This is a genomic window from Gluconobacter sp. OJB, assembly GCF_039638275.1.
Taxonomy (GTDB): Bacteria; Pseudomonadota; Alphaproteobacteria; order Acetobacterales; family Acetobacteraceae; genus Gluconobacter; species Gluconobacter cerevisiae.
Genome location: NZ_JBDIWH010000001.1, coordinates 737,295 through 751,727, shown reverse-complemented (window position 1 = coordinate 751,727; position 14,433 = coordinate 737,295). Strand labels below are relative to the sequence as shown.

Here is a 14,433-nt window from a genome sequence, read left to right as displayed (position 1 = left end):
TTTTAGAGAGGAGCCTCAGCTCCTCTCACTCATCGCGACGAAACTCCGCTCCGCCGCACCGATATAGAGTTGTCGGGGGCGGCTGATGCGAACTGATGGTTCCTCGATCATTTCCTTCCACTGACTGACCCAGCCGACCGTCCGCGCGACAGCAAACAGGACGGTGAACATGCTTTTGGGAATGCCCAGAGCCTTGAGGATCAGGCCGGAATAGAAATCCACATTCGGATAGAGGCGGCGGCTGACGAAATACTCGTCCTCGGTCGCAACGCGCTCCAACTCCATCGCCAGATCCAGAAGCGGGTCGCGCTTGAGGCCAAGTTCTTCGATGACTTCGTGGCAGGTGGCCTGAAGGATTTTTGCCCGAGGGTCGAAGTTCTTGTAAACGCGGTGGCCGAAGCCCATCAGGCGTACCCCGGAATCACGGTTCTTGACCTCATTGAGGAAGTCCGGGATGCCGTCACGGCTGCCAATGGATTCCAGCATGCCCAGAGCCGCTTCATTGGCACCTCCATGCGCAGGACCCCAGAGGGCTGCAATCCCTGCCGCAATGCACGCATAGGGGTTCGCGCCGGTTGAACCGACGAGCCTTACAGTGGTCGTGGAAGCGTTCTGTTCATGATCGGCATGCAGCAGCAGAATGCGGTCCATCGCACGGGCCAGAACCGGATTGACGCGATAATGGTTACCGGGACGGGCAAACAGCATGTGCAGGAAGTTCTCGGAGAACGACATGTCTTCATCAGGATAGATGAAGGGTTCGCCGATGGAGTATTTATAAGCCCAGGCTGCGATGGTCGGGACTTTAGCGATCAGCCGACGTGCGGAAAGGTCCCGCGCTGCAGGCTGGGAGATGTCCAGCCCGTCGTGATGGAATGCTGACAACGCACCTACGGTCCCGCACAGGATAGCCATGGGATGGGCGTCACGACGAAAACCGTTGAAGAAGTTCCGGATCTGCTCGTTCAGCAACCGGTGGGTGTTCATGTCCTTGCTGAAGGCCTGATACTGCGGGGCCGTCGGCAGTTCGCCGTAAAGCAGCAGATAGGCCGTTTCCGTGAAGCTCGCGTTAAGGGCCAGATCCTCGATCGGATAGCCACGATGCAGTAGAACGCCCTTGTCGCCGTCAATATAGCTGATGGCGCTGGTGCAGGTGGCAGTGCTGCCCAGCCCCGGATCGAAAGAAAACACGCCCGTTTTCTGGGACAGGGCGCGCATGTCCATCACGTCCGGACCGATCGTTCCTTCCAGCAGCGGAAACTGGCGGCTGAGGCCATCGAGGCAGAGGGTCGCGGAACGGTTTTCGGACATGCAGAAGATAACCCGTCTGAAATGTAAGGATGTTGTTCTGTTTTATCTCTGAAAGGTTTTTTATGTCCAGAGAGCCGCTCTGGACGGATCTTTCAGGGCAGAAGGAGTGTGGCTGGCTGAATGGTGGAGGGGCGGACATCCAGCCAGTGTCCCGGAACGTCGAGAATTGTCAGGCCCGCGAGCGGATATCCCCGGTAAAGAGTCGAGAAATGGGTATTTTGTAGAGCCGGGCCGAGAAGGTCGCAGGCGAACTCGCCGATGGTCGGATTATGTCCGACGATCAGAAGCGTTCGTACGGTTTCGGACGTGCCATGCACGAGGCCGTAGAGCGTGTCCGGGGTTGCGGGATACAGGCTGTCTTCGACTGAAAATGCAGTCGCCTGATTCAGCATGTCCATCACACCTTGAGCAGTTTGCCGGGTGCGGATGGCAGGACTGTACAGGATTTGCAGCGGGCCGGGTAGGTCGAGTGTGGCAAGCTGTCTGCCAATGCTCGCGGCCTGTTCAAACCCTCTGGACGTCAGCGCACGGCTGCGGTCGCCGTCTTGAGTCAGGCCATGCGGGACGGCTTCCGCGTGGCGCAGCAGCAAAAGGCGGTGCAGGGGCATCAGGCTTCCGAAGCCTTGCGCGCATCGGCGGCGATAGCCTCGTGATGGCGGATGACTTCGTGAATGACGAAGGCCAGAAACTTTTCGGCAAAGTCCGGATCAAGATGCGCGTCACGGGCGAGCTGGCGGAGGCGTTCGATCTGTCGTGTTTCCCGGGACGGGTCTGCAGGCGGCAGATGGGCACGGGCCTTGAGCTGTCCAACTTCCTGCGTACAGCGAAACCGTTCCGCAAGCATGTGGATCAGGGCCGCGTCAATATTGTCGATGCTGCCACGCAGGCGTTCGAGTTCGGCCAGAGCGGGATCGGAATTGCGGGAGGAGGAGGACACAGGCTCAGGGCTCATTCAGATCGATCCATGCAAGATGGCCGCCTTTTCCGGCACCAAGATCGGTAAAGACGGCCGTGCCCCCCAGACGTCCCGTCCGGCGCCAGGGGCGTCCGTCGGTCGAGCGGCGGTCATGGCCGACATAGACCGTCATTCCTTCGGGAATGCGGTTGATCCAGGTCAGGCGGCGTTCGGGATAGCCGTCCGGCTGCATACGGCCGGTGGTTTCTCCAAAAAGAGCGCGGGACAAAGGCGCGGACATCTCGCCCAGACCCGGCACGGGGGAGTGGGACAACATGGCGGTGTGAAACCCCCCATGAACGAACAGGGAGCGCCCGATCCGCAGCCATGTCGGCGCCTGATCAATAGCCCGATAGACGCGTTCGGGAAGGCCATCATATTCCGGTAGCGAAATCTGGCGGAGCGTTTCCTCAAGAGGCGGATCGCGTCTCAGGCGTCGGCCTTCAAGGGCGCGACCGAGTTTACGGTCATGATTGCCGAGAATAAACAACCCGCGCTGCTGCTCCAGAAGGTCGAGCATGAGTTCCATCACGCCCGCACTGTCCGGCCCGTGATCGACAAGGTCTCCAAGCTGGATGACGAAGCGTTCCGTCGCCGTTGCGTGCCGGAAAGCATTCAGATCGCCATGCACGTCCCCCACCACGCGGATGCCGTGTTCACGGATTCGCGTCATGACGGGGTTGGGAAGGGGAGGATCAACGAAGATGGCGCGTGCTTTCCGGTTTTCCTTCTATCAAAGGGCCAGAACGGTCCAAGGTCAATTTATCTGTTTGAGAAAATTGACCTTACCCGTCCATCAACGCGGTTGCGCGCCCCAGATCGACTGACAACACCCGGCTTACACCACGCTCCTGCATCGTGACACCATAAAGACGATCCATATGCGCCATCGTCAGCTGATGATGCGTTACGACCAGAAAGCGCGTCCCGGCTTCCTTGGTCATGTCGGACAAAAGCGAGCAGAACCGCTCCACATTGGCGTCATCAAGCGGCGCATCCACTTCATCGAGCACGCAGATTGGGGCAGGATTGCAGCGGAAGGTCGCAAAGATCAGCGACAGTGCGGTCAGGGCCTGTTCGCCACCCGACAGCAGGGAGAGCGTGGAGAGCTTCTTGCCCGGAGGCTGCGCGAAGATTTCCAGTCCTGCTTCCAGTGGATCATCGCTGCCGACCATACCCAGATGGGCGCGTCCGCCGCCGAACATCCTGGAGAACAGGGACTGGAAATGCCGGTCCACTTCCGAAAAGACGGCCAGAAGGCGCTCACGTCCTTCGCGGTTGATTGTGCCGATCCCGCCGCGCAGCCTGTTGATGGCAGCCGTCAGCTCAGCATGCTCGCGGGCAATGGTTTCCGCCGTTTCGCGAGCTTCCTCGAATTCGGTTTCGGCCCGTAGATTGACTGCGCCAAGGTCTTCACGCTCGCGGGTAAGGCGGGAAAGGCGCCGGCGGGTCGCGGTTTCGGCCTGTTCGGACAGGTCGGACGGATAAGCTGCGCCCTGTGCGCCGCCTTCTGGCGGTTCGCTGTCGGCCAGAAGGCGCTCACGGGCAGCGACAGCCTGTTCCGCGCGTTCGGTCAGACGTGCAATCGTCTCACGGCCCGCAGCCAGCGCCAGATCGGCGTTGCGGCGCTGCTCCTGTGCTTCCAGCCCTGCTGTGCCTGCCGCTTCATCAGCCGCCCGTGCTGTATCGTAAGCGGCTTGGGCATCCGTCAGGGTCTGATCGTGTCCGGCGAGTTTGCGCTCCAGCTCAGTAGGAACCGCGCTGGCTGTATGGAATCTGGTGTGCAGTTCGTCCCGTCGGTCCCGCAGATGCGTAAGGCTGGCTTCTCCAGCCGCAATCTGGCTTCCCAGCACCTCAAGTCTGGCACGGATTGCAGTCAAGGCGCCGGTCAGGCGAACATCTTCAAGGGAAAGACGCGCGCTTTCGGTGCGTGCAGCTTCCAGCAGAGAGCGCGTTGCATGGAGCGGGAGCGTGGCGTTCAGAACAGACTGTTCCAGCAGCGCGGGTTCAGGACGCTCCGCCAGTTCGGCCATTCGTTTCGCATGGTCATCCTGCAGGCGACTGACGAGCGCTTCAAGCTCCGTCTGGCGCGGTTGTAGCGCCGAACGGCGGGCGAGTGCGGTTGCGGCAGTCTGATCCAGCGTCTGGAGTTCGCGCGTCAGGCGCTGGGCTTCTTCGCGGCTGTTTCGTACGGCTTGTGTCGCCGTCTCCGCCGCAGACCGTGCCAGATCGAAAGCCTGCTGTGAGGTTTCGGCGGCGGCGCTCAGAGCGGAAATATCGGGGCGGTTTTCCTGTTGCTGAAAGACGGTGCGCTGTTCTGCAAGACGAGCCTGTTCCGTCTCCAATCGCGCTATGGCTTCATCCAGATCCCGCAGACGCGCCAGCGTGGTATCGTGACGCAGAAGAGCCTGATCCAGCGTCCGGGCAGCGGCATCTGCGGCATTCCGCGCGTCCTGAAGCCTCGTTCCCGCCACACGGAGTGCTTCGCGGGCGGCTTCGGCATCCTTTGTACTGTTTCGGGCCTGCGCCTGAAGGTTCTCGGGATCGGGATGGGCGGCCAGTTCGGATTCTGCCTGTGCGACGCTGGTCTGTGCGGCTGTCAGCGCGCCTTCCGCGTCTTTCATCCGTTCGCTGGCCTGTTCCCAATGCGTGAGAGCAAGGGCCGCTTTCTGTTCAATCCGTGACGAGACGGCCCGGGCTTCGGCCAGTTGGGGTTCGAGTGTCGCGCGTTCCTGTCGCAGAGTGGTCAGGGCTGCTTCGGCCTGCTCACGGGCCTGCAAGGCTGCGGCACAACTTTCTTCCAGTGCGGGCTGTGAGACAAGATGGGACTGAAGCAGCGCACGGGCGTCCGTCAGACGGCGACGCTGTTCCAGTCGTGCCGCACCAGCATCCGGTGCATCGGCTGACCGCGTGAAGCCGTCCCAGCGCCAGAGCGCCCCGCTGCGGCAGACCAGAACCTGTCCCGGCTGGAGGGTTTTTTGCAGTTCGGGCCCGGCAGCGACGTCATCCAGCAGGAATGCGGCGTCCAGACAGCGCTGCAGCGCTTCAGGAGCCTGCACAAGTGTCGAAAGCCGAACGCAGTTCTGCAGTTCCACAGGAGTAAGCCGCTCCAGCGGCCGCCAGCGCCGATCGGCTGGAATACTGTCCGCAGCGAGGGAGGCATCCAGCCCGTCCGCCAGAACTGCTGCGACGGCCCGTACCATGCCTGGGGGAAGATCCAGCACATCTTCAAGCGGGTTGGGCTGCGCGGCCACGGCATTGAGGCTCTGCTCCAGCCCTTCACATTCGCCCTGTGCGCGCAGGACCAACGTCTCCAGAGCGGAAAGTGCCTGCCGGGCCTGTGCCTCCCGCTCACGGGCGGTCGTGAGGGTGGCGTCCGCGTCCTCAAGAGACTGTTGAAGGGTTTTCAGGCAGTCTTCTGCCTGTGCGACGGTATTGCGGGCTTCCTGAACCGTTTGTTCCGGAACGAGAGTGCTCCGGGCCGTCACCTCCGCCGTTGCGGCGAGCTGCACTTTCTGGCGTGCCTGATCGCGTGCATGGCGGCTCTGTTCGACAGCCCGCAGCAGCGTTTTATGACGCTGAGCGCCCTCTTCGGCTGCCGCACGGGCTTCAAGCCAGAGGGTGCCGAGGCGTTCCTGTTTATGTCTTGCCTGCGCTTCCTGAGCGTGGGCCTCGCGCTGGGCCTGTGCCGTGACATCGCGGGTTTTTTCAAGGTCCGCTCGGGCTAATTCGGTCAGGAGCCCGGCCTGAGCAGTTTCACGCGTGGTCCGATCCTGTGTGATCTGGACCTGTGTCGTCTGTAGGCGTCTGTTCAGATCTGCTTCTGTGGCTGCAAGCGTCTGAAAACGATTTTTGCCTTCCTGTAGCGCCCGTCCGTCCAGCTCTGCTTTCAGGCGTGCGTCCTGCAAGGCCGTTACGCAGCTCTGCTCCCTGCGGTTGTCGGCTTCCGATTGTTCCTGCATCGACACAGCATTCTGGCGCAGCGCATTCAGTGTCGTATCATCGGGCGTGGCTGCGTCCAGAGCGGCGATTTCCGCCTGAATTGCGTCGAGTGCACTGGTTTCGGCGTCCAGCCGTAGCGTCAGGGTATCCAGTCCTTCCATCATTGCATCCCTGCGGATGGCTTCGGCATCCCGCAGACGCGTCGCGTCTTCCAGCGTGAGGGCCTGTTGTTTTTCGAGGGCGTCAAGGCGCTCGCATTCGGCGCTGCAGGCCGCGCGGAGTTGCGGGAGAGCAGTCCTTTCGGCCTCAAGCGTCTCACAGTCTGTGGCAGTCGTTTCCTGTGTCGCCCGGTCCGCCGTCAGACTGGCATGGCTTCGGGCCAGATCTCCTTCCGCCTGTTCGAGGCGCAGGCGTGTTTCGGATTCAGCCTGTCGGGCGCGGTCGAGATCCTGCTTCAGGGTCTCGGACTGCACTTTCAGGCGCTCCAGCGTGCTGCGGAGGCGGTCTGTTTCCTCGCGCGCCTGCGGGGCGGCCTTGCGGGCTTCGAACTCTGCGATGGCTGCGGTTTCTGCGGCGCGTTCGGCTTTCTTCAGATCCTCGCGCGCCTTGGCCAGATCGTCCCGGCTGCGTTGGACGGCCAGATTGGCGCGGGCATGAAGCAGGGCATGGAGCGCGGTTTCCGTCTCGCGGATTTTTTCGGAAAGCTCACGGTATTTCCGGGCCTGAACCGTCTGGCCTTCGAGGCTCGCAAGCCGTTCCTCAAGTTGCAGACGCAGATCTTCGGCGCGGGAGAGATTGGTTTCGGTCTGGCGGAGTTTGAGTTCGGCGTCGTGGCGGCGGGCATGCAGGCCGGTGATACCCGCAGCTTCTTCAAGCAGCAGGCGCCGTTCCTCGGGCTTGGCGGCGATGAGCTGTCCGACGCGGTTCTGGCTGATGATGGCGGAGCTGCGTGCGCCGGAAGCCAGGTCGGCGAACAGGGTCTGAACCTCACGCGCCCGCATGACGCGGCCGTTGATGCGGTATTCGCTGCCCGATCCGCGTTCGGCCCGGCGGCTGATTTCCAGCTCTTCCGCGTGCTGAAACGGCGAGGGGGCCAGTCCCGCCGCATTGCTGAGATGCAGCGTGACCTGCGCGATGTTGCGGGCCGAGCGTGCGCCCGTCCCCGCGAAAATTAGATCATCGAGCTCTCCGCCGCGCAGCGCACGAGCAGAGGTTTCGCCCATCGCCCAACGAAGGCCCTCGACGACATTGGATTTGCCGCAGCCGTTTGGCCCGATGATCCCCGTCAGACCCGGAAGGATATCGAGACGCACCTCATCGGCGAAACTCTTGAAACCGCCAATGCTCAGGCGGTCGATCGTCGTGGTGCGGCTCGACATCAGGGGAGTGAAATACCGGTCCTAGAGGAGTGGATCAGGACGCCTTGGCGACGAGATCGGCGAATTTTTCGTAGGTTTCCGGGTCCTGATCGTAGTGCGTATTGTTGAAGCGGAAATATGGGGTGCCTTGAATGTTGTAGGTGTCCGCGTCCTTCTTGACCTGATCGAACAGGGCTTCGGCGAAAGCATTGTCCTTGCTGATGGCATCGAACTGGGCTGCGGAGACGCCTGCGAGAGCAGACATCTGCTGAAGGCGCTGCATCGGATCGCCACCGGCCGCGAAAGCCCATTGCATCTGGCTGGAGAACAGGGCCTCAATGAACGGGACGTAGCGTTCTTCGGGCAGAGAGCGGGCCACCATGGCAGCCGTCAGACCTACACGATCGCCGCAGAAATCATGAAACTGATAGCGTATCTTTCCCGTATCGATCAGCTTTTCCTTGATCTTGGGGAATTCTTCCGTCGCGAAATGCGCACAATGCGTACAGGTCAGGGAGAACCACTCCTGAACCAGAACCTTGGCATTCGGGTTGCCCAGAATGCGGGGGTTGAGTCGGGCGTCAGTGGAGCTCGCATCGGCGGCACGGGCCGTACCAGCGGCGGCTCCCGCGACAGCGAGGGCCGGAGCAGCGGAGACGAAAAAGCGGCGGGAAAGGGAAAGACGGGTCATTCAGGAAGCCTTTGCGACTGCTTTGGCGAAATCATCGTAGCTCCCGACCACGTTCGGTACGGGAACATCATTGATGCGGAAATATGGCGTGCCCTGGATTTGGAGGAAAGCGCCGTCGTGGTCCTGCTTGTTGATAATGGCTTCACGCAGGGCATTATCGGCGTTGATCCGGTCGAACTCTGCCGAATTCACTCCGAACAGGGCAGCGCGCTTTTTGAGTTCGGCAACAGGATCGATGTTCTGTGCGAAGGCCCACTCGTCCTGATGATCAAGCAAATCCGTCACGAAGGCTTCGTAGCGGTCGGCTGGGAGGGAGCGCGAGACCATGGAGGCCAGCAGCGCGACCTGATCGAGCGGAAAATCATGGAAACGATAGCGGATTTTTTCAGTGTCGATCAGGTTCTTGCGAACCTGCGGAAAGACTTCCTGCGCGAAATGGGCGCAGTGCGAGCATGTCATGGAGAACCATTCGTCCACCATGATCTTCGCATCCGGCGAGCCGATAACCCGTGGCCCCATGCGCGGGTCGCTGGCGGGTAGACCGTCCGCACGTGCGAACGGTACTGCCGCAGCGGCCGCGAAGGCTATGCCGGAGGCGAGAAGGGTACGGCGGCCGAGAGGCTGGGCGGCAGGCATGGACGGGGCTCCGCTGGAAACGATGGTGATACTCGAACGACGAACGAGGGGCTCCGTCAAGAGCCCCGGTCGTCTTCCTGTGTTTTGAGAGCAGGAAGCGGTTTGTTCTCCCAGCCTTCCGGAACCCGCATGCGCAGGGCGCGGATATGTCGTGCATCGGCGTCCAGAACGCGGAATTCCAGGCCGCTTTCGTGGGTCAGAACCTCGTCCCGGGCCGGGACATGTTCGGCCAGACGGAACACCAGACCACCCACTGTCTCGATCTCGGCTTCGCGTTCGGCATCTGTCAGGACGGCACCGAGCCGCTCCTCAAGCTGTCGGACAGGAAGACGCGCATCGATGTCGAACGAACCGTCCGGACGCTCGACCCACATTGTTGTGACCGGGTCGTCATGTTCGTCCGAGATATCGCCCACGATGGTTTCGATCAGATCCTCGATCGTCACGAGACCGTCGATGCTGCCATATTCGTCGATGACGAGCGCCATGTGCATCTGGCGCTGACGCATCTGGAGCAACAGGTCCAGAACCGGGATCGTGGGCGCGATCATCAGTGGCTGGCGCAGGAGCGGGCGGATGTCGAAAGCATCCGGTTCGCCGACATAGGCGATCAGATCCTTCACGTGAATCATGCCCGCAATGTCGTCGAGCTGGTCGCGATAGACGGGAAGACGGGAGTGGTTTTCCCGACGCATCAGATCCAGTGCCTCGCCGAACGGCAGGGCCTCGGGCATGGCAATGATGTCCGCGCGCGGGATCATGACGTCGTCCGCCGTGATGTCGCGCAGACGCAGTACGTTCATGATGAGCGAGCGTTCCTGTCGGTCGAGTTCCGGCGCGTCGCTGGCGTCCTCAGTCGGCTGGCTGGCTTCGTGAACGAGGGTCGCGATGGATTCGCGTAAGCCCTGATCGCGGTTGCGACGATTGAAAAGTCCAAAAAGTCCACGCGAGGAGCGGCTTTTGCCCGACTCTTCCGACAAACGGTCGTTTGTATCGTCGCTCATATCCGCACTTTCCCCGCCTGCTGTGCGTTGCCCTGCTGCCATGGATCGCCAAAGCCGAGGGAGCGCAGCGTCCGGGTTTCGATGCCCTCCATTTCCCGGGCTTCACCGGGATGATGGTGGTCATAGCCAGCGAGATGTAGCGCGCCATGCACCACAAGATGCGACAGGTGCGCCTTCAGGGAGCGTTGTGCGGCATTTGCTTCGCGTCGGACGGTCTCATAGCCCAGCACGATGTCTCCGCCATGCTCCGGCGAAAGCGGCTCGAACGTCAGGACGTTCGTGGGCTTGTTCCTGTCCCGGAAGCGCGCATTGAGGCGCTTGACGACCCTGTCTGTTGCCAGAAGGATCGAAGGGGCCGGAGACTGCGTGAAATCGGGGCCACCCTGACGGGCGACCGCGACGAGAGCGCGCCGGATTGCGCGCTCCGTTCCCGGCACCGAGGCGCGCCAGCGCGCGTCCTCGATAATGATGTCAGTGCCGGCGTGTCGACTTGGAGGTTCCATTGTTTTCCCGGCGCAGCCTGTTCCGGAACACGTCCCGGGGGGCTGGCGCTTTCTGTTCATAAGCATCGACGATACGGGCAACCAGCGGATGGCGCACCACATCTTCGGAAGAAAAACGCGTTATGCCGATTCCCTTGATGCCTTCGAGGGTCTCGACCGCTTCGCGCAGACCGGATGATACACCATTCGGCAGATCGATCTGACTCAGATCGCCGGTAATGGCCATGCGTGTGCCTTCGCCCATGCGGGTGAGGAACATCTTCATCTGGGCTGCGGTCGTATTCTGGGCTTCGTCCAGAATGACGTAGGAATGAGCGAGCGTGCGTCCACGCATGAAGGCGAGGGGGGCCACTTCGATCTCACCCGTCCCCATGCGCCGCACCACCTGATCGCCCGGCATCATGTCATGCAGGGCGTCATAGAGCGGGCGCAGATAAGGGTCGATTTTTTCGCGCATGTCGCCGGGCAGGAAGCCAAGGCGCTCACCGGCTTCAACCGCCGGGCGCGACAGCACGATCCGGTCCACCTGTCCGGCGAGCAGCATGCCGACGGCCTGTGCGACTGCAAGATAAGTTTTGCCTGTGCCAGCAGGACCGATGCCGAATACCATGTCCGTATTGGCCAGCATCTCCATATAGGCGGCCTGACCGTGCGAACGGGGGGCGATCACGCCGCGCTTGGTCCGGATGGCGGGCAGATCCCCGAACGGAGTGGCGGGCATATTCTGCGGTTTGCCGTTGGCTTTTTCCGGACGGTGGGGCGCGTTGCCACGCGGGTGCTCCTGCGCAGCTGGACGCGCCTGTCGTGTATCGACCGGCCGTTCGGCGCGGCTTGGGAGGGCCGTCAGGCGAATGACGCCATCGACCTGAGAGGCATCGATCGTGCCGCCCTGTTCAAGCTGGTTGTACAGCGCGATGATGGCTGCCTGCGCGCGTCCGACCGTGTCCGTTTCGCCGGAAATGGCAATCTTGTTGCCACGACAGGACAACTTGACGTTGAACCCTTCCTCAAGCCGGACAAGATGCCGGTCATGGTCTCCCAACAGGCGCTGGAGCAGGATGTTGTCGTTGAAACGCAGGGCAACGGTGCGGTTGCCTTCGGAGCCACTGCTGGTGGCGACGGGACGGGTCGGGTGCGTTGTCAGCAAGCGGAGGCTGTCTCCCGGATCAGGGTGCCGCCCAGAGAATTGGTGCGGCGTGTGGTGATGGCGACCTTGACGGTGGAGCCGATCAGATGATCGGGGCCGTCGAAGTGAACAGGCTGGAGGTAAGGCGAACGCCCGGCGATCTGCCCGGGCTTGCGGCCCCGGTTCGTCACCAGGATTTCCTGCACCGTCCCGACCATATCGGCATTGAAAGCGTCCTGCTGTTCGCGCAGAAGCGCCTGCAACTCAGCCAGACGACGGTCCTTCACGTCTTCGGGCACCTGCATCGGCTGGCCTGCGGCGGGTGTGCCGGGACGGGGGGAATAGGTGAAGCTGTAGGCCATGGCGAAACCGATATCGCGCACGAGCTGCATGGTTGCTTCGAAATCTTCTTCCGTCTCGCCGGGATGACCGACGATGAAATCGGACGACAGGGCCAGATCCGGCCGGGCTTCGCGCAGCTTGCGGACGCTCTCGCGGTATTCATCTGCCGTATGGCCGCGGTTCATGGCCTTGAGGATCCGGTCCGAGCCGCTTTGCACCGGCAGATGCAGGAACGGCATGAGCGCCGGATTGTCCCGGTGTGCGTCGATCAGGCTCTGATCCACGTCGCGCGGATGGGACGTCATGTAGCGGATGCGGCCCAGACCGGGGATCTGTGCAAGCTGCTCGACCAGCCCCGCCAGCGTCGCACTGCCGCCGTTGCCGTCATCGCCATGATAGGCATTGACGTTCTGCCCGAGCAGCGTGATTTCACGCACGCCACTTTCAGCCATCCGTCGCGCTTCCGCCAGAACGGAAGAAACCGGACGGCTCGTTTCCGCGCCACGGGTGTAGGGCACGACGCAGAACGAGCAGAACTTGTCACAGCCTTCCTGAATGGTGAGGAACGCCGTGAGATTGCCCTGCGTCTGGGGGGCAGCATCCGTGGGCAGGAAATCGAACTTCTGCTCGACCGGAAAATCCGTCTCGATCACCGCACCACCCGCACGGGCGGCGCGGGCCACCATTTCGGGCAGTTTGTGATAGGTCTGCGGGCCGAGCACCAGATCGACATAGGGCGCGCGGGAGAGAATGACCTCGCCTTCAGCCTGCGCTACGCAGCCTGCCACCGCGATGATGGTCCGATCCTGACCATTGCCGACCCGCTCATCGCGGATTTTGCGCAGCCGTCCGAGTTCGGAAAAGACCTTCTCCGTCGCCCGTTCGCGAATGTGACAGGTGTTGAGAATAACCATGTCCGCGTCTTCGGGACGCTCGACCGGACCATATCCAAGCGGACGCAGGACATCGGCCATGCGTGCGCTGTCATACACATTCATCTGGCAGCCCCATGTGATGACATGAAGGCCGCGCGGAGGCTGCACGGCAGACGCGGGATCGGAAGAAGCGGGCATGGCTGGGGAGTTCGGCGTGGCGGTCAAGGTCTCGATCCGGGAATGGCAGAATCAGGCACACACATCGGGGCAGACATCCTCGGGGTCAAGCCTGTTCCGGAGAACGGCTGGCCGAGCGCAACGGGCCGACGGATGATCAGACGGGCCTGAATGGGTAATACCACCTCCGGACACGAAAGCCGGGTTGCCGCCGTGTCATAATCCGAAAGTGGCGTGGAGGCAGGCTTCAAGTCAAGATAAACCTGATGGCAGACTGGATTGCAGCCTGCATTTCAGGCCCCGGCTGCTTTGGGCTGGCCGCGGCGGAGGTCTGCTGCGCCGGTATTGACGGCCTCGTACGTCGCGCGGGACAGGTCCTTGCGGGAGAGGAACTCATCCGGCGTGATCGGTTCATGCAGCATCAGAGATGCTCCCATGGTCCGCCATTGGCCGAAAGACCAGAGATGCGGCGCAAGGTCCATGTCGCCATACCATGAAAACACATTCCGGCGGCTTCGTCCGACCGGCAGGCCTTCCAGACTGTCATAAACGACGGAAACGGGCTGGATCAGGACGGGAGGGGCCTTGGGCAGGCCAACTTTTTCCAGACGTCCGGGTTTCGCGACCGCGAAAAACGACGACAGGAACGGCAGAACGCGCGAGCCGTCCGAGGACGTGCCTTCGGGGAACAAAACAATATCGTCCCCATCCCACAGATGTGCGGCCATTTCCTGAAGCTCGCGGCCGGTATCCTGACGGTTGCGGCTGACGAAAATCGTGCGGCCCAGACGGGATGCCGTGCCGATGAGGGGCCATTTGCCGACCTCGCCCTTGGCGACAAAGACGACAGGAAGCTCGCTGCCGATAATGGCGATGTCCAGCCAGGAGCAATGATTGGCGACGAAGACCACCGGACGCTTGCCGTTACGGACATCCTTTGCCGTCCGTACACCCCCCGCGCTTTGGCCGAGGACTTTTATCCTGATGCCCAGAATCCGGCACACGCCTCTCCAGAAAATACGCGGCATCATGATTTTCAGCCGTCCGGGCAGACGCACCAGAACAGCCTGAAAGCTGCATGCCCAGAACGTCCAGATCAGGACGAGAGACAGGCGGAGCGCACAGCGCAGGCGGCTGTAGAAGGATGTGGACGTCGTCGGCTGAAAAGCCGGGAAGGCGGCATTTTCATCCACGACGGGACGGTTGTGACCGCGTCGGCTCTTCGGGGTCTTGGCATCACGATGGGACATGGGTGCTGAGTGATACGGTTTTCGCAGGGACGACACAATCTTGTTTGTTTCCAGTCCTCCATACAGAGCGTTTTTCCAGGCTCTCGCTACCCGGGAGGGCTTGACAGGGAGCGCCGTGCAAGGTTCCTCGGACTATGCAGTCCTGTCCTTCGGTCTGCGCGCCCGTATCCGGCTTTCACAGGTCGGGAATGCCCTCAAGACAGATTTTCAGGACGCACGGTGAAGTCAGGCCGCCGCTCAGTTTCTTATTCTGTGTCAGTCGC

General features: G+C 61.8%; 13 protein-coding genes. 1 reads left to right on the top strand and 12 read right to left on the bottom strand.

Annotation, left to right across the window (positions count from 1 at the left end; all coding sequences use genetic code 11):
• Positions 1–15: 15 nt before the first annotated feature.
• The 11 genes from ABDK74_RS03405 to miaB all read right to left on the bottom strand — a co-directional run bounded on the left by ABDK74_RS03405 (position 16) and on the right by miaB (position 12,941).
• Entirely contained in the window at positions 16–1,311 is a 1,296-nt protein-coding gene (locus ABDK74_RS03405) for a citrate synthase (protein WP_346002720.1), read from the bottom strand.
• A 92-nt stretch (positions 1,312–1,403) separates the two neighbouring features.
• A complete protein-coding gene (locus ABDK74_RS03400; protein WP_346002719.1) occupies positions 1,404–1,919 on the bottom strand; it encodes a histidine phosphatase family protein in 516 nt (171 codons plus the stop codon).
• Complete coding sequence (locus ABDK74_RS03395) at positions 1,919–2,263, bottom strand: chorismate mutase (RefSeq protein ID WP_346002718.1); 345 nt, start codon at positions 2,261–2,263, stop codon at positions 1,919–1,921. The genes ABDK74_RS03400 and ABDK74_RS03395 overlap by 1 nt, the downstream gene beginning before the upstream one ends.
• Positions 2,253–2,939 carry a metallophosphoesterase gene (locus ABDK74_RS03390; RefSeq protein ID WP_346002717.1) on the bottom strand — a complete coding sequence of 229 codons (687 nt, stop codon included), beginning with the start codon at positions 2,937–2,939 and terminating at the stop codon, positions 2,253–2,255. The genes ABDK74_RS03395 and ABDK74_RS03390 overlap by 11 nt, the downstream gene beginning before the upstream one ends.
• Before the next feature lie 112 nt (positions 2,940–3,051).
• Positions 3,052–7,587: an AAA family ATPase gene (locus ABDK74_RS03385; protein WP_346002716.1), complete on the bottom strand. Its 4,536-nt coding sequence runs from the start codon at positions 7,585–7,587 to the stop codon at positions 3,052–3,054.
• A 34-nt stretch (positions 7,588–7,621) separates the two neighbouring features.
• Positions 7,622–8,257, bottom strand: a complete 636-nt coding sequence (locus tag ABDK74_RS03380; protein ID WP_346002715.1) for a thioredoxin domain-containing protein — start codon at positions 8,255–8,257, stop codon at positions 7,622–7,624.
• Positions 8,258–8,893: a thioredoxin domain-containing protein gene (locus ABDK74_RS03375; RefSeq protein ID WP_408874494.1), complete on the bottom strand. Its 636-nt coding sequence runs from the start codon at positions 8,891–8,893 to the stop codon at positions 8,258–8,260.
• Positions 8,894–8,949: 56 nt separating this feature from the next.
• A complete protein-coding gene (locus tag ABDK74_RS03370) occupies positions 8,950–9,897 on the bottom strand; it encodes a hemolysin family protein (protein ID WP_346002713.1) in 948 nt (315 codons plus the stop codon).
• Positions 9,894–10,400, bottom strand: a complete 507-nt coding sequence (gene ybeY, locus ABDK74_RS03365; protein ID WP_346002712.1) for an rRNA maturation RNase YbeY — start codon at positions 10,398–10,400, stop codon at positions 9,894–9,896. Before ybeY ends, ABDK74_RS03370 begins: the two co-directional genes overlap by 4 nt.
• Positions 10,369–11,547, bottom strand: a complete 1,179-nt coding sequence (locus ABDK74_RS03360) for a PhoH family protein (protein ID WP_346002711.1) — start codon at positions 11,545–11,547, stop codon at positions 10,369–10,371. Before ABDK74_RS03360 ends, ybeY begins: the two co-directional genes overlap by 32 nt.
• Complete coding sequence (miaB, locus tag ABDK74_RS03355; RefSeq protein WP_346002710.1) at positions 11,541–12,941, bottom strand: tRNA (N6-isopentenyl adenosine(37)-C2)-methylthiotransferase MiaB; 1,401 nt, start codon at positions 12,939–12,941, stop codon at positions 11,541–11,543. Before miaB ends, ABDK74_RS03360 begins: the two co-directional genes overlap by 7 nt.
• Here miaB and ABDK74_RS03350 point away from each other — a divergent pair.
• A complete protein-coding gene (locus ABDK74_RS03350; RefSeq protein ID WP_346002709.1) occupies positions 12,940–13,077 on the top strand; it encodes a hypothetical protein in 138 nt (45 codons plus the stop codon). The two genes, miaB and ABDK74_RS03350, sit on opposite strands and share 2 nt — an antisense overlap.
• Before the next feature lie 136 nt (positions 13,078–13,213).
• Here the strand turns inward: ABDK74_RS03350 and ABDK74_RS03345 are convergent, their stop codons facing one another.
• Entirely contained in the window at positions 13,214–14,170 is a 957-nt protein-coding gene (locus tag ABDK74_RS03345; protein WP_346002708.1) for a lysophospholipid acyltransferase family protein, read from the bottom strand.
• Positions 14,171–14,433: the final 263 nt, after the last annotated feature.